A 17,044-nucleotide genomic window follows, 5' to 3' on the forward strand; every position below is an offset into this window, starting at 1 on the left:
AGCAAAGTCGCTATTTTCCAGTTACAAAGTCAAATGACGCTCAAGTAAGACTTTTCTGATCATCTTTTAATTGGCAAGTCATTGTTCCTCTTTTACCATAATTTGCACCAAGACCACTAAAATTCAGGATTTCTACTTTAACACTTTGACAGAAAGAATCACTTCTATCTTTTAGTAAGAAAGATGCGAAAGGAACCTCTTCTCCTTCTTTGTTAATTCATGGGAGAGTTTCTATATCTCTATTTCCCCTTATAGTTACTCTATTTTCGAAAAAACCAAAGTTTTTTCAAAATAACTTAATAGTTATTTCTCCATCTCCATAAACACTCATCTTGACAGTACTAATAGGGAAGATATGATCACTAAATTCTTTGGTGTTGTAGTAGTAAAAGTCAAAACCATCTACTGAGATTTGTGTCCCCTTTTCTTTAGAACAAGTTAGAACAAAAGCTGTGTCTCCGCTAGGACGCCTTTTAGGTTCAACTTCTGCCTCTTTGTCAACTTTATGTCCAGAAATTACCTTGAAACACTGAAGACCTTCTTTTATTAGATTTGCAGTTGCCTTAGAAAGAGTTCTGTGAAGATTTTGCACCAAGGGGGGGGCAACAAAATAGGACATACTACTCACAGTAGGTACCATAGCTGCTGTGCTACCAAAAAGCATATAAGCTATGGTTGCCATAGATTATTTAAAGATTAATTGTTTTGTTGCGCCTAAAACGAAATTATTGAGTAAATGCTTGTCAAGTTTCTTGTTGTCCCTCTAACTCTCCTCATTTACAAGTTAGAGCTTTTGTCCCGCTACCAGAAAAGGAGGAAAGGCTTGTAGATTTACAAAAACCAGTTAGATCAAAAATCTTTCCCTCCTGTTCAACTCATTTATTACTCACTAAAGTTCATCTATTGACCTTTAAATCAGCATGACTACCAAATAAGAATTTGACAGAAAAAGCCCTTTCTTCAGCGCCAGAACTTGTTTGTGTTGGCTTAATTTCTAATGTCTTAACTAGAGAAATTGATGAATTAGGTTTAGTGGAATACAAATAAAAATGAAGTGTTGAATTATCCGATTTTCACCCACAAGCAAGTAACTTATTGTTAGTAACTCTGGCATCAAGAGCAACATAGCAATCCCTTGTTGCTTTTAATTGAGCAATATTCCTAATCCAGAGGGGGGGGCCAATAAAGTAAGCGATGCTTCCACCTCAAGGTCCAAGAGAAGCCACACTCCCAATCATCATCAATTTATGTAACATTCCTTATTTTTCTAGACTCTGTTTGAGGGATTATTTTTTATTACTTGTTGCGGGGGGGGAGGCAAGAGGCGGACTTGCCAATTGTTGTCAATATTCACTGACTTCTTCACTATTATTTTCTTTTTTCCAAGTGCAATGCAATAAATATTTAAAGTTCTTAGGGTTTTCAGAATCTTCAGAGACTTCAGGTCCCGAAGACGGCGTAAGACCTCCTAATTTGAATTTTGTTATTTCATATTTGTCACAAAAAGTCGACACATTTCAGTCTTTCGGACTATAAGATGACACACCAACTCTATCTTTAAGTCAAGAGTGGTTTTCAAAAAGATAAGAAGGAAAACTTAAAGAAGAATTGTTACCTCAAACAAAATCTAGGTTAAGTTTTTTGTCTTGGTTTGTGCCCCCCCCGAATCACTACTACTACCAAGTTTTAAGTATTTCACAGGAATTGAATGTGAGGAGGAGGGATTATGAAAAAAGAAGTCAAAGGTTTTTCCAATTTTTGTAACACAAGCTAATAAATAATTGTTATCAGAGCCTTTTTGAACAATAAAACAATTTCTTTCAGATAACAATCCTTCTATATGCTTTGGCATAGTTGGAAGAAAAGATGGATAAGTTACGTATGTGCCACCAATAGTAACAGGAACCAATTTAAATAAATGTCCCGCCTTAAAGGGCATTTAATTAGCTAACAAAAAAAATTAAGAGAATTTTATTTGTGATTCTCTCTTTTTAATCCTTCTTTTAAATCTCCCTACTCCCCCTTAAACAGTTTTTTATTTTGTTTCTGTTTCTTGCCAATCCCCCTTTTTCAATAATATTCTTTACTTTGCCCATCCTCCCCGACCCCTGTACACTTTAAGATTTCTGCTCTTTCAGCAAGAACTTGAATTTCAGTTCCCTTACACAAATCTGTTAGATATAAGTCTTTCGTCGATACACCATTTATCTCAAATAATGGAATATTAAGAATTTGTAAAGAGGTACTTCCACCTCAAGTAAAACCTAAGTTAATTTGTTTTTCTTCATTGCCCCCCCCCGAACGAGACTCTTTCAGGTGTTTCACAGGAACAGCTACTCTTCTAGAAGAATCGAAATAAAAGAAATCCAATGTTTTACCAACCGGATCAGTTGTACAAGCGAAAAGATATTTGGCTTTATTTGAAGAACTACCTCCAGTTTCTTTTTTAGATTGAGTCACAATGTAACACTTTCTCTCGTTAAGTAATCCCTTTATATCTTTAGGTTGTGTCGGTAAAAAAGAAGGATATGCTGAATAAGTCCCACCAATAGCAACAGGAACCAATTTAACTAAGTGCCCTAGCTTAGAAGGCATTAATTACTTAATTAGTATCGGCAAGAAAGCTAAAAAGATTTTATTTTCTCCTTGTTACTTTAATTATTTGGACTTGGAAGAGGCAGAAGTAATAATTTTTTTTTTCAGCTTCCTTTCAAAAATCACCTCATTCCTTACCATCATTTCCATTTCACATACACTTCAAAATTTGCTTAGAGTTGGTGACATTCAAAAATGTTCCAATCTCAGTTTCTTTACACAAATTTATTAGATATAAGCCTGTTTCTTGATTCCCCCTCAATTCAAAGTCAAAAACGGGAGTATTGAAAACAAATGGTTTCGCTTCAAATGAAGTACTATTGCCTCAGATAAAGTCTAGGTCAAGTTTTTTGCCCTTTTCTTGCCCCCCCCCAGAGTCATCATTATTACCAAGCTTTAAGTATTTCACAGGGATAGCTATTTTGCTTTTGCTCGATGTATCAAAGTAAAAGAAATCCAGTGTTTTGCCAACCGGATAAGTACGACAAGCTAATAAATATTTTTCTCCTTCTGTACTGCCACTTCCACTGCTTTTCTCAGAGTGAGCAACAACATAGCACTTTCTTTCTTCAAACAGACTTTTTATATCTTTAGGTTCAGTTGGTAAAAAAGAAGGGTAAGCAGAATAAGTCCCTCCAATAGCAACAGGAACCAATTTAACTAAGTGCCCTAGTTTAGAAGGCATTAATTACTTAATTATTGCCAGTAAGAAAAATTAAGAAGATTTTATTTTTTCTGTTTAGCTACTTGGCTTAGCCGGCGGAGGGGGGTGGAGAAATTTTACTTTCTTCCGCCTCTACTCAATAATCTTCCCATAACTCCTCTCCTTTTCCCTCTCACACACATTTCAAAATCTTCTTGGAGCCCGGGATATCTGAAAATACTCCATCCTCAACTTCTTTACATAAATTCATCAGATATAAGTTTTTCGCTTGACTTTCCCCTAACTCAAAGTCAAAAATGGGAGTATTGAAAACAAATGGTTTCGTTTCAAATGAAGAACTATTACCTCAGGTAAAGTCTAGGTTAAGTTTTTTACCCTTGTCTTCGCCCCCCCCCGGAAGCAATTTTCAAGTGTTTCACGGGAACAGCCACTCTTCTAGAGGAATCAAAGTAAAAGAAATCAAGGGTTTTACCTACTGGGTGAGTGCGACAAGCAAGCAGATATTTTTTATCATTTGTATCTTTTGCAGCAACATAGCACTTTCTCTCTGCTAGTAATGCTTTTATATTTTTTGGTTGAGCTGGCAACAAAGCATTAGATGAGGCATATGTTCCACCAATCAATACAGGAACTAATCTAACCACATGACCTACCTTAGAAGGCATTTGTCTTAAAAGTTAAAAAGATTTTATTTTTGATAGTTCGTGAGTATCAATAATTTCTAAAACTATCTGATATTTCTTTCTTTCTTTCTTAATTAGTTACTTGGCTTGGGGGGGGCTTCATAAAGTGTTGTTTTCGAATCAAATTCTTTTCAATAATCTTTCCCGCTTTTGCCATTACTTCTTCATTCGCACTTTAATAATTTAGGTTTTTTACCACTGCCGTAAGCCTGTAACTCTACAATTTCAACTTTTTCACAGAAATTAACTAAGTATCACTCTTTTTGAGTACCATCCATTCAAACGGTATTAAAAGAGTTTGTTTTTATCTCAGAATTCCCGAAATAGTTGAAACTTAAGTTAAAGCTTTTTTCCGAGCTTCTTTCGCCCCCCCCAGGTCATTGAGATATCTAACAGGTATCGCTGTACCTTTAGATGTGCTTTTTTTAACAGTAGAGGGGGGAGAGTAAAAGAAGAAATCAAGAGATTGATCAAATTCTTTAATCCGACAAGCTAGTAAATAGTCAAGACTTTTAGTTGTTTCATTTCTTACAGTAGTTACTATGTAACATTCCCTTTCTTCTAATAGCATTTCCATATCCTTAGGGGGAGTAGGTAAAAGACCAGGAGATGAAGCATATGTTCCTCCAATAGCAACAGGAATTAACTTAACCAAGTGTCCTGCCTTAGAGGGCATGATTATTAAAAGCTAAAAAATTAAGTTGATTTTATTTTTGGCTACTAATACTTACTTGATTTCTATATACTATTTAGCTACTTCAGATCCAGAAGAAGACAACTTATATTCCTCATATATTCAAAATTCTTTTTCACCTCCCCCATAAACACAACGTAATCATGATTTTTTCTCCTCACCCCTTTTTCTATAACTCAAGACCCCTGCCTTTTCACATAAAGAAGTTAGATCTAATCCCCTGCCTTTTATTCCTTCATCCTCTTCTCAATTTTCGTGAAAAATAAATTTAGCTTTGAATGTAGTTTGTTCCCCTCAAAGAAAGTCCAAATGAATATTTTTGTCATCTCCAGATGACTCTTCAGCAGTTAACTTCAAATGTTTAACAGGTATTGCTTGTCCTTTTCTTCTTCCTTCATCTCCTGAATCGTAGAAATAGAAATAAAGAGATTTACCTGTTGGATAGGTACGACAAGCTAATAGTTGTTTTGTCTTACCATCGTCTCGAGCTGCAATAAAACATTTTCTCTCAGAAAGTAATCAACCTATATCTTGAGCGGGGGGGGGTGGAAGAAAAGAAGGAGAAACAGTAAAGGTACCAGTAATTAATATAGGAATTAACTTAATTGCATGTGCAAGTTTTCAGGGCATTAACTAATGACTGTATGTTCAAAAATTAAGTTGATTTTATTTTTGAACTAAGAGGTTAAAGGGTTCTAAAATTCTTGGAAATATTGGTATAAGTTGACTGCATTAGCTTTACTTAAGGGTTCAAGTCAGATTGGAAAGAAATTAGTTTTTACTGGGGGCTTAGGGGGTCTTTTATCCTTTTTCGGAACAGGAGAAAGCATTAATGGAAGAGTTTGGGAAAAAGAATTAACTTCAACAGTTAATGGTATGGATAGAGAAAAAGGATTAGTGACCCCAACCTTTAACTCCACTTGACTGGGGGGGGCTTTCAAGACTATAACACCAAATACTCTTATGGTTATATAGCTAGAGTAGCAGATAACAATTTCTATAAGGGAGACAATACCACCAAGAGAGTAAGGGGAAAAAACGAAGGAACATTAACTTTAGTAGAAAGGATAGGGAACAAATCAGTTATTGAAGATACTACCAATAAGGAAAGAAAAGGATTAACGCCAAAGAAATTTCTTCTTATAGGTAGTAATAGAAAAACTGGAGAGGTAGAAGTTACTGGATTAGTTAGCTTAATTCAATATGGACACAACGGGATTAAGAAAAGATGTGGACTTGAAGAAAAAGCTGGAGCAATCCAAAATGGTTACTGCGACAAAGTAATATTTAAGAGCTATGAAGGAGATGCTGAAAGCAATAAAGCACCAGGATTTATCAAAACAAGATTAAAGAGCAAAGATGGAAAAAGAGATGTATCTATTATTGGACTTTCACAAGCAAAAGGGAGTTTAGGAATTATATGGGGCTCACGAAATGAGAAAAAGAGTAACACGAAAGGAGCAGCGAGGTGATCTAGAACAGGATATTTATATCAAAGCCAAACGGGAAACAAAAAGAAAGTTTGAACTTCATTAGAGGGCACAGCAAAAGGTTTCTTTGTGGTTCACGACCTATTCTTTAATGAAAAATCTCTAAATTATGAATGAAGAAAGAAGCATGAAACTTATGGAAATATTCTTGAAGGGCAAAAGAAAGGTGTTATGTGTCAGAAAAGAACAGATTGTCTCAAAGTTGTAGATATCCCTCTTTCTTCCAATAGAAATTATTGAATTTGAGATCCATCTAAGACTGTAATTAAGAATGGAAAGTTTATTACTGAAGAAGGTATTAAATTACCATTCAGTATTAGATTTGATATCCCCTGAAACTCAGAAATAGTTAGATAGTTACATTAACAAGAGCACTTTACCCAAATAAAATTCTCCTAATCATTTCAAAACTCTTATAAGTAACTAATTGCTCGGGGGGGGCATAAAGTTTTTAAGTCAATTACTTGCAATTGTTGGAGCTAGTTCTTGTCCAATTCTTTATTACGGAAGTAAATCTTTTATTTCAGAAGAAGAAAGGGAAGTAAATTGAACAATTGAATTAACTAATTCAGAAGGATCAAAAGAGTTATCTGGTCGTAAATGAAAATACCAAGATGCTGAAATAAAAAAGTGGTGTTGACCAGACAATTTTGGAGATGATGAAAGTAATGACATATACAAACTTCAATTAAAAAAAGAGCTTACCAAGAAACATAAAGGATTACCAAAAGGTCTTTCATTCCGTAACCCATTTGAATTAATCAAGGTTGGTTTCGGAGTAACTAAAAAAGGCGATGAAAGTGTAGGGGGCGGAAATGGCAAGAAAATGTTACAACTTGAAAAACGAGAATCTTGAAAAACACCACTTAAAGACAAATTACATTTATTAGTTCTAAAAACAGAAAATTCAATCAATTTTGTTTCTGCCTTGAGAAAAACAGACGATGATTTCGGAAACTTCAAAGGAATTAATAATGTTGAGGCTGGTGAACGCAGCAATAACGCTCAGTGGAAAGATGCAGAAAACAGTCAATTATTAAAGAAGGGAAATGATGCAGAGGTTAGTTTGGAGAAAAAGAAAAAGAAGGTTTTATTGGAAGAAGTGAATGGAAAAAAGACTTGCGAAAAAACCAAAAATTGAGGAAAGATAGTATGAGAACATTGAGCACTTATTGAGTTGGGAGGAAATAAGTGAGTTGTTTTAGATTGATTTGGCTTAGGAACTAAATTTGAAGATTATAAGAATGTTGAAGAAGTGGCTAAACATGCATCTTCAAGTGGAACAACGCACAAGAAGTGAGACTTCTTTCAATCAAAGCTAAAAGAAAAGGTAACAGAGGCGATATCAATTAAGTTCGAAGAAGTTGTTATAAGTGATGAGGGAATAGGGGATGGAAAGGATATTCAAATTAAGTGAAGTGGAGATAATAGACCAAAGTTCATTTCTCAATTAAATAGATAGATAACTTTTAATTTTTGTTTTCTATAACCACTCTAGGAAAGAATTGTGTTTCAATATTAGATTTCATAATTTGGAAAAACAATAAACTTGGTTAAAAACAGGTTTTTAGTTAGGGACCTATGGCATTAAACGTTTTTGTAAAGTGAGGGTTACCTGTTGTTGTAGGGATTGGTGGTGTTGTTGGATATAGTATCAACAATTCACATCACATAAAAGGATCTGGAGTAGCAAATAGTGAAGCACAATACAACTCTGCTTTAGATGTGGATAATGTTTCTTATACAGAAGAAGTTCCTCAACTGCAAGAAACAGTTTGAGCATTACAACAAAGTCATCATCCAGTTCAAGAGCAATTAAGAGAAAAAGAAACTAATAGAGAAAGAATTAAGGCAGAGGCAAAGCAAGCTCTAGACAAGATTCATGAATATACCTTTAGAATCTTCTCTCCTTGTGGCGCTGGTACTGGATGAATACTAGATTATCAACTACCTGAGGGAAATAAGAAATATCCAACTGTTTGATATATAGCTACAAACGCACACGTTATTAAAAACTTGAAGTTCTCTGATAATCCATATCACCAAGAAATGAATACTTCTGTAGCAAGAAATAGAAGACTTAGATATGCATATTGAAGAAACAGATATGAACATCTTTCACTTTGAGATGATGCAACTTGTGAACCAGCTAACCGATATGGCTACTTTGACTTAAGTCTTTCAAAATCTAATCTTGGACCAAAAATGGGTCTTGATAAGGGTATGTACTTTAACGAAAAGATATTAGAACCTAGATTGTTCTATGTTGCAACTAACTTCCTAAAAGAAGATGAAAGTGTAGGAGTAAAGAAAGAAAACTATAGAGACTTTGCAATACTAGAAATTGAATTTAAAGATGAAGATTACGCAAGACAAGTTACTGATGGCTTTGCAGATAAATACAAAGTAGACAGCACAGATGCTATTAATGTATTTGCTAAGCCTCTAGAAAGCAGATATTCTCTAGAAGACTTAAAGAATTACGATGAAAACCTATATAACCTTGGATATCCAGGTAGTTATATGGGTAAAAAAGAAAAGTTTGCACATCACGATAACTTCAACGAAGAAGCTCTGGAAGCTGCGAAGCTAGCTGGAGATAGATACAACTGGTATTATGACGCGGGAGAACAAAGAACCTTTGGTTTCCTAGATGCCAAGAGAATCAGTAGAGGAGAAAAGAAGTGAGCTGGAAAGACTAAGACAAGAGTAGGTCATTTCTATATGGTTAGAGAACACAAATGACAAAACCTTTCTCCAGGTTCTTCTGGAAGTATGTACACTGACAAGGATGGAAATATGTTGGGAGTTAAGAGCGTAAGAGAAGCTTCTGAGTCAGGAGGAAAACACTCCTTCATTACTCCTTTAAGAAGTGATCGAATTAACAAAGGAGAAAAAGGTACTCTTCTCTCTCCCGCTTATGACTTAATCAAAGGTGTTGATGGTCAAATTAGCTCTTACAAGTCTCAAGTAGAAACTTATGTATTAAATAAAAATAGAAACACTTGACTAAATGCAAGACATTGAGAACACATCACTAACGACAACAAGCACACAGTAAAGCAAGTTTGATTAAAAGGAAGTTAAAGAAGAGTTTTCTTCTTAATGGCTCAAAAGTCAGATAAATAAGTGAAACAAAATCTAAGTTAATGGTTCTTCTTAAGGTATTTGCTATTCCTGTAGTTGGTCTTGGGTCAGTAGGTGTAATGTCACCTTTGATATATATTGGAAGTACTTCCTCTACTTTCAAAACTAGTTGAAAAAGTTATTTAAGCTCTTCATCTCCTGTTTTGCAAGATTGCAAATCTAGTGATGGAAAATACTACACTGTGCTTTTGGAATTGAATCCTAAGAAAGGTGAAACAAATGCTGATAGCTCTGAAATCTCTTTTAGAGTAGAAGAGACTTCTGGAAAATGAGAGAAAAATAAAGGAAAAGTTGTATGGAGGGGAAGAGAAGCCGAAAATAGCTTAAAAGACTGAGGTCTTCAACCAAGAACTAAAACACAAATTCTTTTTATGTATCCAGATCCGAGTGGTTACAAGTATGGAGATCAAGTACGTAAATTTCAAGCTACTTGCGAAAACGGAGGAGTTATTGAATCTACTCAAGGATTTAATAACACTATTGAATTAAGTTCACTCAAGTTAACTATGACTGACGAACAATCATGTCAAAGTTCTTTTGGATATGTTGAATGTTCTGTTAATATCACTCCATCTGACAAGTTAAAGTGAAAAGAAGGAACTGAACCGAAAGTTATCTATACCGCTTTCTAAAATTTCAGAATAACTAAGAGCCAGAAGTAATGATTATTGCAAAAACCATTGCTTTATCAGTGGCTGGTACAGCAACAGTATTAGGTTCTACTTCCCCTTTAATGCATATTGGAGCAACAAAAAACAACTGAATAAATAAGTGATATCCACAAACAGAAGAGTTGCAAGAACCAATATTAAAAGATTGCAAGGTGAGTGATGAAAATACACATTACACAGTTTTCTTGGAAACTTCTAATGAAGGGGGAGGCAATTCCGGACCAAAAATATCTTTTAGAGTAGAAAAAACAAATGGATCTTGAAAGAAAGGTTCGGGGGAAGTGGTGTGAAAGGATGGCAAAAAAGTCGGGACACAAGGATTAGATAAATGACACATTGGATACAAAAGTGATCGAGAAGTTGATTTCATGTATCCATTTATGAGCGGAAGTTGAGAACAAAATAGAAAAGCAAATTGTTCTGCCGTTCACAACAAGATTCAACCTCTTCCAGAATCACAAAGAACAGGTTTTGGTTCGGGAGTGCCTCTTCTCGCAAGTCAAGTTACATTTTCTCTTTCCAAAGAGAAATGTCAAAAAAATTTCAGCAGTATAGTATGTGGAATTAATATCGACTCGGAAAATAAATTAAAGTGAATTGACGGAAAGGAGCCGAAAATTACCTATACTGCCTTTAGATAGAGTTAAAAAAATAAACTGTATATAATTCCTAATTATTAGTTTTTTCCAGAAATGACTGCAACATTAATAGCCAAAATAGCTATTGGCGGTGTTGCGGGAGCAACTGCTATCACTCCAGCTGTCTTTTATATTGCCCCCCCCTGATCCATTGAACTAACTAAAGAAAAATTTGAAGAATTTAAAAAGTCTTATGGATTTGATTCTTGTCAAACTTTCCTCTCTAACGATGACAAAAAGCATTTGTTATTTCTTTGCTTAAAGAAAGAAGGGGAACAACAAACTAACAATAAAATTCACTATTACTTCTATAACGGAGGTTCTTGAGAAAAAGCTTTAAGCCTAGAAAAAGATCCTAATAATCGATCAGTTGGTTTCTTTTTAGTAAAAACAGAAACTTGATGAGGTTACGGAAGAAGAAAGATTAATAATGTCGGTGATGTTCAACCAAATAAATTGACAGAACATGATAAACGGGGAATGATATGCAATTTTGGATCATCTATAGAAACTAAGGGAAATAATAGAGAAAATAAAAAATTTGTTTGTTTGAAGAATACAGGACATGAATTGACCTGAAAACTACAAAATACACAAGAAAGTAAATTATTTGAGGAATAGTTTTTAAGAATCACACTTCCCCTATACTCAAAAAAAATTAGAGATTTAGAGTGGTAGCAGTTAAGTTAATTTCTATTCCCTTAACTGGGATTGTGGGTGTATTAGGCTCAACATCTCCTTTAATGCATATTGGAGCTACTAGATCAAATTACAAAACCAAATGATATGAAAGAGCAGACTTCTCACAACCAATTTTTAAGAACTGTATATATGAAAGTAAAAATCCTTTAAATATTTACTTGGTTATTGAGGGGGGGGCAACTGTTTCTCAAGATAGTAAGAAAGTTTCTTTAAAGGCTCTAGAGAAAAAGGGTAAAGAGGAAGCCTTAAGAAAAGATATCTGAGAGAAACTAAAACTTCGATATTCAGGGGAAGGAAATAAAAAAGTGCAACTTATGTATCCCTATAAAAGCGGTTCAGATGATCGTTGGGGAATGGCAAAGTGCGATGCAGAGAAAATTGAATTTATTTCAACTTCATCAAGTTTTAGAGATTCAGAATATGTTTTCTTGAAAGATATTCATTTAACTCTTGAAGGAAAATGCAAAGAAAGCTTCAGCAGTGCAGATTGTGAAATTAGTATCAAACAACCAAACAACAAAATTCAATGAATCAAAGGATTTCAACCAAAAGTTACCTATACAGCCTTTTAAGTTAATAGATAGCTTTTAACGTTTAGAAATTTATTTAGTCTCTCCCGTTACTTTAAATTGCTTGTTTGATCTATAAATAACTCAAAAGAAGATTCTAGTAAAGATTATTAGTATGGGAAAGATGAGTGAAAAGAGAACATCTGGTATAAGGGAAACTTTCATATTCCGAAGAAAATTGGGAGTGTGCCCCCCCCCGCAAGTACGATCTGCCCCTCTAAAGAAATTAGCAATCTTGAAGGCATAAAAAACTACGGAAGCTATTCAGAGAATAAAAGATATTGGCAATAAAGCCATCAAACTCTCTGTCTTAGCTACCCCAACAGTAGTCATCACAGGAATCCATATTATTCAGAAAAGAATTTGTAGAATTCATCACTTGACTATTTTTTGTGCAGGCTCAACTCAAAAACTCATTAATTAGTCAAGAAAAGTGCTAAGGACTTACTAAGAGGAGATTTTAGAATCAGCAGTTTCGTTTAGTAATCAGAAGGTAAAAGAGATTTCAAATAACTAATCCCCCCCTTTAAACCAGCACTAAATGGCCAACAAATAAGTTTTTAGAGAACAAAATTCATCCTTTTTAGCTTTTTCTCCTAATAAATGGTTAATAAAAAATAAACTTTCACTTTCCTTAAAAAAGCAATTCCTACTCTCCAATGACAGCAATGTCTTATTCCCGAAAACAACCTTTTTTCAAAGACAAAGATCGAAAACAACTAAGAGATTGTTTTATAGAAGAAATGAAGAAGGCAGACAGATTAATAATTACAGCAGCCTTCTCTTCTGGTTATTCTTTGTATGCACTAGATAAGTTAGTAGAACAATGCAAGATCAAGAATGTATGTGTAATCTTGGGAATGTATTACTTTGTAGAGCCTTGAGAAAAAATATATAGAGCGGCTGTAAAAATTAATGACAAGTGACAAAGAGCCGGTATAGGAGAAATAAGGGTAATACATTCTTCCAAATATCACGGAAAAATTTATTATTTCATTAAGAATAATCAAATATTTTCAGCTATTTTTGGTTCCCCAAATTTAAGTTTTTTACACCAACCATCACAATATCGGGAAGAGCAAGTTGAAACAGCAGCTCTTATTAGAGATCCAGAGCTCCTTCAAGATTTTTTAATGCATGCAGAAGAAATGCAATTAGAAGATTTTTCAGATAATATTTCTTCCTTTGAATGAGAGAAAATAGTGTACACCGAAAACTCTATCTGCGAAACAAAGGAAATTTGTAAAATCAGACTTACAAAACGGATCTAATGGAAAGATTTACTATCGATGATTTAGGAGAATTTGAGGTATTACAGACCATCGTTCTCCCCTTGATTGTTCCTACCTGAGAGGAAGTACAAAACTCAAAAGATTTGAGTTTTCTATCAACTTCTGACCTAAATGCTTGTTACAGTAAGCCTCGTGAAAACGAAAAAGGAGAAAAAAACAGTTGGTATGAAGTAGAAATAACAGTTCACGAAAAACATGATTTACCCCGAAGAAAAGATTGATTTTATGTTGTTACAGACGAAGATTGATTTTTCTTTAAAGCAAGGTTTGAGGGCAGAAAGGTTAAGAAACTATGTTCTTTTGTAGATAGAGAAGCTCTCGGATGGTGAATAAAATACAGACTAACTGAGGAAGATTTAATTGATAAGTTTTTGTGTGCCTCTGATGACAAAAGAAGATGGGGAGTGGTCACCAAAGAAACACTGTACCATTATGGTGGAGATAAATTAATTCTTAAAAAAACCAACAAAACTAGAAAGGATAAAAGTGGAAAGGAAAGAGATGTATGAGTACTTTCTTTTCCGTATGATTTTGAAGGCATGCCTTTACCCTGAGAGCTCTGAGAGAAATACGACAATAAATAAAAGACCTTAGTCTCTTAATTTATTAATAAAAAAAGAACTTTTTATTTCTTAACTCTCTTTCCCATTGAAATTACAAATTGATTAATTCACTCAATTACCTTAAAGGCTATATATAGAGCTCCAGTAACTTACAAAGTAATAAATATTAGGCAAGACTGGAATCAACAAGTGGATTTTCCCGCTTGTGGCGGACAAGGAGGAATGGTTATTTCTATAGAACCTATTTATAGACTTTTAGAGAAATACAAATTACTCAATAATGCTCACATTATTTTGTTGTGCCCTAGAGGACAAAAATTAACACAAACTAGATCTAGAGAGCTAGAACAACTATCTAGTACTACCTCTATAGTTTTTCTTTGTGGTCATTATGAAGGGATAGATGAAAGAATTTCTCACTTCATCTCCGAGAGACTTTCTATAGGAGATTACATAATTTCATCTGGAACTCTAGCGGCATCAGTAATACTAGAAGGAATAGTTAGATTAATTCCTGGTGTGATTTCTGAAGAGAGCTTAGTCTCAGAAAGCTTTAATAATATAGAAGATTCAAGTGACTTTGACTTCCCTTGCTATGCCCCTCCAAAAAATTTCTTAGGTTACAAAATACCTGAAAACTTAGGACAAGCTCCCAAGAAGAAAGCAAGAAAAGGTTAGTCACAAATAACATATAAAATAATTAATCAATGTCTACAAACTACTTAACTGAAGAAAAGCTAGCAGAGATCAAATCTCAACTGAATAAGTTAATAGATGTAGAAAGACCTCAAGTACTAGAAGAGCTTAAGTACGCAAGAAGTCTTGGTGACTTATCTGAAAATGCAGACTATGATAGTGCAAAGATGAGACAAGAACAACTAGAGAAAAAGATCTCTGAATTAGAAGCTATTCTTAAAAACTATGAAATTATTGGAAAGGAAGGCAAAAAGGGAGGTGAAGATCAAAAAGTAGTAAAGATTGGCTCTAAAGTGAGAGTCTTTCACTCACTTTCCAATAAAGAATATACTTATGAGATCTTAGGTAGTCTAGATGCAGACCCTGCTCAATTCAAGATCTCTAATGAGTCTCCTATAGCAAAAGCTATACTAGGAAAACCTGTCGGAGGAACTCACACAGTAGAAGGAATGAGAAAAAGTTGCTATGTTAAAATACTTGAGATTTTCTAATTTTTAATTTCCTAGATTTACCATCGGTTATAAGTTTCAAGAGAGTTATTAATTTCGAACTCTTAGTTATAGGAGCGGTTAAGGAAATACTGTCAGATGGGGTTTTAATAGAGCCAAAACTATATGCTTTCTTTCACAAAAATAGAAGCTTTTACTTTACAAATGTTCCAAAGGACACAAATCCTATGCTGTGTACTTATCCATCTTTAAGTGATTACTACGAAAACTGGGAGAAACTGGCTTGTGATACAGAAGAACGAAAGTTCCTTCTTCCTACTAACTGAGAGTTAATTCAAGACTTATTAGGAGAATACAAATATCAAGGGAAGATAGAAGAAGTGCCTGAAAAGAATCCTTTATCTCTTGAATCAGGTTATTTTCAAGCCTGAAAAACTAAGTTAAAAGAATCTCTTATGGAACTACTAGAGATTGATTATCAGGCACTATTAGATAAATACATTGAACAAGTCTTTAATGATCAATACTCAAAACTTAACTACAAGATCATTCACCCAGAAGAGATAAAGAATAAACACAAACTGTATCCAACTCTTTCGGGAGCTAGAAATATTTATTCATACTTAAATAGAAAGCTAGAGATCTTGCCTTTGTTCTATGGCAAAAGAGAGCCAGAAGGTTTGGAACTATTTCAAGGATGACCTCTGGAACAATTAGATCACCAAAGAAGACATAAATTCTCTTCTGAGTGAATATCTGAACTAGAAAAGGGTGTCCCAGAACTTTTTAAATTCAGAGAATTCAAGGAACCTAAACTACCAGCTAATAGAAAATAAAATTTTTTAAGTTATGGTGAGATTAAGACTGAAGAGGAAAGGAAAGAAACACAATCCTTTCTTCAGAATTATTGCTATTGACTCTAGAAGAGCTAGAGACTCCGCAGAACTTAAAACACTAGGTTTTTATGAACCTAAAAAAGGAAACTTTCAACTAGATATGAATTTGTATCAAGAATTTCTTAGTAAAGGTGCTCAACCAACTAAGAATCTATTAGATCTAATAAAAGCTCAATCAAGACTCTCAAGGCTATAGTTTGAAATTATCGATTTCAGCTATTCCTAAGTTATCTTACGGAGGAACACAAATATGTTTACCAATAGTTCTTTATATGGAGAGTGATGAAGAGAGTAACTCTTTAGCCTCTAACTGATCTCCTTCTGTTTTTCCTTTCCAAGAAAATAGAGACTTAACAAGCTCTAAAGATATAGTTACTCAACATTCTGAATATGTTGAGAAATTACTTAGTCCTATTAAAGAAATAGGTTATTACTATCCAGAAGATCAATCTTTAACTCTAGATAGATCACAATTTTGTCACTATCTATTATCTGGTTGTAAGGTTAGTAAGGCTCTGCAAAGATTATTACAGAATATAGAGTTTGACTTAGCTGGAATGGAGAAATTCCAATTAAGTACTTTGCTATCTGGGGGCAAAGGTCAAGTATTTGAAGTTAAGAATACTTCAAAAATATTAGAGTTTTCAGAGAGATCTAAAAAGAAGAAATAGCTTATAATGGCTAAAAATATTTTTTAACTCTTGACTCTAGGTGTTAAACTTCTTGCCACTACTTTAGGTGTTGTTGGAGGGGGTGGCGTGATTGCCCCTTTAACTCTGTGACAAACAGGTTATATAGGTGGAAGTGGTTCGACTGCAACAACTTCTTCTAGTCATTCTTTTGCCCCTCAAGCAACACTTGGCACTTGCGAAGTGAAAGGAAAAGAAGAATGAAGAGATGTTCTTTGAAGGATTATCAATAACAACTGACAGTAATTACACTGTAATCTCTTGTGAAAATACAGGCCCTGTTCTTAAGGAGTGAACAGGTATTTTGCCTAATGTTATTCTTGAGAACAAAGAGCTCCAAGTAGGTAAAAAGTTTGATATGAAAACAAATACACAATCCGTTCCTGATGTTTCACGAAAAAGATACAGAACAACTTTTTCTAGTAAAGAGTTGTCACAATTGACTGTAGAAAGAGAATGAGGGGCGCAAGAGGAGAAGAGTGTAATCAAAAAAGGATCAAAAGTTTATAAAGTTAAAGAGGGATCTGAGGAATATGATGACGCAAGTAATTCTCTTTACCTTGTACTTTCAGAACAAACAGCTAATTAAAGGAATTAGTTAAGAAA

General features: G+C 34.2%; 29 protein-coding genes. 17 read left to right on the forward strand and 12 right to left on the reverse strand.

Annotated features, from left to right (window positions below):
- Positions 1-10: 10 nt before the first annotated feature.
- The 11 genes from WEN_RS01895 to WEN_RS01945 all read right to left on the reverse strand — a co-directional run bounded on the left by WEN_RS01895 (position 11) and on the right by WEN_RS01945 (position 5,266).
- On the reverse strand, positions 11-682 hold the full coding sequence (locus WEN_RS01895; RefSeq protein WP_148267996.1) for a hypothetical protein: 672 nt from the start codon (positions 680-682) through the stop codon (positions 11-13).
- 43 nt (positions 683-725) lie between these two features.
- Positions 726-1,256, reverse strand: coding sequence for a hypothetical protein (locus WEN_RS01900; RefSeq protein WP_238530686.1), 531 nt, complete (start codon positions 1,254-1,256; stop codon positions 726-728).
- 30 nt (positions 1,257-1,286) lie between these two features.
- Positions 1,287-1,514 (reverse strand): hypothetical protein, encoded by a 228-nt coding sequence (locus WEN_RS01905; RefSeq protein WP_043911331.1) that lies wholly within the window; start codon positions 1,512-1,514, stop codon positions 1,287-1,289.
- Positions 1,515-1,627: 113 nt separating this feature from the next.
- On the reverse strand, positions 1,628-1,939 hold the full coding sequence (locus tag WEN_RS01910; protein WP_014849876.1) for a hypothetical protein: 312 nt from the start codon (positions 1,937-1,939) through the stop codon (positions 1,628-1,630).
- 74 nt (positions 1,940-2,013) lie between these two features.
- Positions 2,014-2,595 (reverse strand): hypothetical protein, encoded by a 582-nt coding sequence (locus WEN_RS01915; RefSeq protein ID WP_014849877.1) that lies wholly within the window; start codon positions 2,593-2,595, stop codon positions 2,014-2,016.
- A gap of 40 nt (positions 2,596-2,635) precedes the next feature.
- Positions 2,636-3,280 (reverse strand): hypothetical protein, encoded by a 645-nt coding sequence (locus WEN_RS01920; RefSeq protein ID WP_014849878.1) that lies wholly within the window; start codon positions 3,278-3,280, stop codon positions 2,636-2,638.
- 67 nt (positions 3,281-3,347) lie between these two features.
- Positions 3,348-3,662 carry a hypothetical protein gene (locus WEN_RS01925; RefSeq protein WP_043911334.1) on the reverse strand — a complete coding sequence of 105 codons (315 nt, stop codon included), beginning with the start codon at positions 3,660-3,662 and terminating at the stop codon, positions 3,348-3,350.
- Positions 3,631-3,924, reverse strand: a complete 294-nt coding sequence (locus WEN_RS01930) for a hypothetical protein (protein WP_043911336.1) — start codon at positions 3,922-3,924, stop codon at positions 3,631-3,633. Before WEN_RS01930 ends, WEN_RS01925 begins: the two co-directional genes overlap by 32 nt.
- A gap of 92 nt (positions 3,925-4,016) precedes the next feature.
- Positions 4,017-4,220 carry a hypothetical protein gene (locus tag WEN_RS01935; RefSeq protein ID WP_014849880.1) on the reverse strand — a complete coding sequence of 68 codons (204 nt, stop codon included), beginning with the start codon at positions 4,218-4,220 and terminating at the stop codon, positions 4,017-4,019.
- A gap of 56 nt (positions 4,221-4,276) precedes the next feature.
- Positions 4,277-4,618 (reverse strand): hypothetical protein, encoded by a 342-nt coding sequence (locus WEN_RS01940; RefSeq protein ID WP_014849881.1) that lies wholly within the window; start codon positions 4,616-4,618, stop codon positions 4,277-4,279.
- A 69-nt stretch (positions 4,619-4,687) separates the two neighbouring features.
- Positions 4,688-5,266, reverse strand: coding sequence for a hypothetical protein (locus tag WEN_RS01945; protein ID WP_014849882.1), 579 nt, complete (start codon positions 5,264-5,266; stop codon positions 4,688-4,690).
- Positions 5,267-5,359: 93 nt separating this feature from the next.
- On the opposite strand from WEN_RS01945, the gene WEN_RS01950 reads away from it, so the two are divergent.
- The 8 genes from WEN_RS01950 (at position 5,360) to WEN_RS01985 (ending at position 11,856) form a co-directional block, all read left to right on the forward strand.
- Positions 5,360-5,611 carry a hypothetical protein gene (locus WEN_RS01950; protein WP_014849883.1) on the forward strand — a complete coding sequence of 84 codons (252 nt, stop codon included), beginning with the start codon at positions 5,360-5,362 and terminating at the stop codon, positions 5,609-5,611.
- A complete protein-coding gene (locus tag WEN_RS01955) occupies positions 5,557-6,483 on the forward strand; it encodes a hypothetical protein (RefSeq protein ID WP_014849884.1) in 927 nt (308 codons plus the stop codon). The genes WEN_RS01950 and WEN_RS01955 overlap by 55 nt, the downstream gene beginning before the upstream one ends.
- A 70-nt stretch (positions 6,484-6,553) precedes the next feature.
- Positions 6,554-7,588 carry a hypothetical protein gene (locus WEN_RS01960; protein WP_014849885.1) on the forward strand — a complete coding sequence of 345 codons (1,035 nt, stop codon included), beginning with the start codon at positions 6,554-6,556 and terminating at the stop codon, positions 7,586-7,588.
- 119 nt (positions 7,589-7,707) lie between these two features.
- Positions 7,708-9,213 (forward strand): MIP family Ig-specific serine endopeptidase, encoded by a 1,506-nt coding sequence (locus tag WEN_RS01965; RefSeq protein ID WP_014849886.1) that lies wholly within the window; start codon positions 7,708-7,710, stop codon positions 9,211-9,213.
- Positions 9,214-9,275: 62 nt separating this feature from the next.
- On the forward strand, positions 9,276-9,905 hold the full coding sequence (locus tag WEN_RS01970; RefSeq protein WP_014849887.1) for a hypothetical protein: 630 nt from the start codon (positions 9,276-9,278) through the stop codon (positions 9,903-9,905).
- Positions 9,906-9,934: 29 nt separating this feature from the next.
- On the forward strand, positions 9,935-10,585 hold the full coding sequence (locus WEN_RS01975) for a hypothetical protein (protein WP_014849888.1): 651 nt from the start codon (positions 9,935-9,937) through the stop codon (positions 10,583-10,585).
- Between the two features lie 51 nt (positions 10,586-10,636).
- On the forward strand, positions 10,637-11,203 hold the full coding sequence (locus tag WEN_RS01980; RefSeq protein ID WP_014849889.1) for a hypothetical protein: 567 nt from the start codon (positions 10,637-10,639) through the stop codon (positions 11,201-11,203).
- A gap of 50 nt (positions 11,204-11,253) precedes the next feature.
- Complete coding sequence (locus WEN_RS01985; protein ID WP_014849890.1) at positions 11,254-11,856, forward strand: hypothetical protein; 603 nt, start codon at positions 11,254-11,256, stop codon at positions 11,854-11,856.
- 30 nt (positions 11,857-11,886) lie between these two features.
- Here WEN_RS01985 and WEN_RS01990 read toward each other — a convergent pair whose 3' ends face one another.
- Positions 11,887-12,270 carry a hypothetical protein gene (locus tag WEN_RS01990; RefSeq protein WP_014849891.1) on the reverse strand — a complete coding sequence of 128 codons (384 nt, stop codon included), beginning with the start codon at positions 12,268-12,270 and terminating at the stop codon, positions 11,887-11,889.
- A 242-nt stretch (positions 12,271-12,512) separates the two neighbouring features.
- Between WEN_RS01990 and WEN_RS01995 the strand changes: the two genes are divergently transcribed.
- The 9 genes from WEN_RS01995 to WEN_RS02035 all read left to right on the forward strand — a co-directional run bounded on the left by WEN_RS01995 (position 12,513) and on the right by WEN_RS02035 (position 17,027).
- A complete protein-coding gene (locus tag WEN_RS01995) occupies positions 12,513-13,124 on the forward strand; it encodes a restriction endonuclease PLD domain-containing protein (RefSeq protein ID WP_052304250.1) in 612 nt (203 codons plus the stop codon).
- The gene (locus WEN_RS02000; RefSeq protein ID WP_043911341.1) at positions 13,124-13,729 is read left to right on the forward strand and encodes a restriction endonuclease PLD domain-containing protein; all 606 of its coding nucleotides are present in this window, start codon (positions 13,124-13,126) and stop codon (positions 13,727-13,729) included. The genes WEN_RS01995 and WEN_RS02000 overlap by 1 nt, the downstream gene beginning before the upstream one ends.
- 48 nt (positions 13,730-13,777) lie before the next feature.
- Complete coding sequence (locus WEN_RS02005; RefSeq protein WP_476638825.1) at positions 13,778-14,386, forward strand: RNA methyltransferase; 609 nt, start codon at positions 13,778-13,780, stop codon at positions 14,384-14,386.
- Between the two features lie 29 nt (positions 14,387-14,415).
- A complete protein-coding gene (gene greA, locus WEN_RS02010) occupies positions 14,416-14,895 on the forward strand; it encodes a transcription elongation factor GreA (protein ID WP_014849893.1) in 480 nt (159 codons plus the stop codon).
- Between the two features lie 185 nt (positions 14,896-15,080).
- A complete protein-coding gene (locus tag WEN_RS02015; RefSeq protein WP_014849894.1) occupies positions 15,081-15,689 on the forward strand; it encodes a hypothetical protein in 609 nt (202 codons plus the stop codon).
- Positions 15,690-15,702: 13 nt separating this feature from the next.
- Positions 15,703-15,945, forward strand: a complete 243-nt coding sequence (gene rpsP, locus WEN_RS02020) for a 30S ribosomal protein S16 (protein ID WP_043911347.1) — start codon at positions 15,703-15,705, stop codon at positions 15,943-15,945.
- A 1-nt stretch (position 15,946) separates the two neighbouring features.
- Entirely contained in the window at positions 15,947-16,420 is a 474-nt protein-coding gene (locus WEN_RS02025) for a hypothetical protein (RefSeq protein WP_043911349.1), read from the forward strand.
- A gap of 30 nt (positions 16,421-16,450) precedes the next feature.
- Positions 16,451-16,684, forward strand: coding sequence for a hypothetical protein (locus WEN_RS02030; protein WP_043911351.1), 234 nt, complete (start codon positions 16,451-16,453; stop codon positions 16,682-16,684).
- Positions 16,608-17,027, forward strand: coding sequence for a hypothetical protein (locus WEN_RS02035; protein ID WP_148267997.1), 420 nt, complete (start codon positions 16,608-16,610; stop codon positions 17,025-17,027). Before WEN_RS02030 ends, WEN_RS02035 begins: the two co-directional genes overlap by 77 nt.
- Positions 17,028-17,044 lie beyond the last annotated feature (17 nt).

It is taken from the genome of Mycoplasma wenyonii str. Massachusetts, assembly GCF_000277795.1.
Taxonomy (GTDB): Bacteria; Bacillota_I; Bacilli_A; order Mycoplasmatales; family Mycoplasmoidaceae; genus Eperythrozoon_A; species Eperythrozoon_A wenyonii.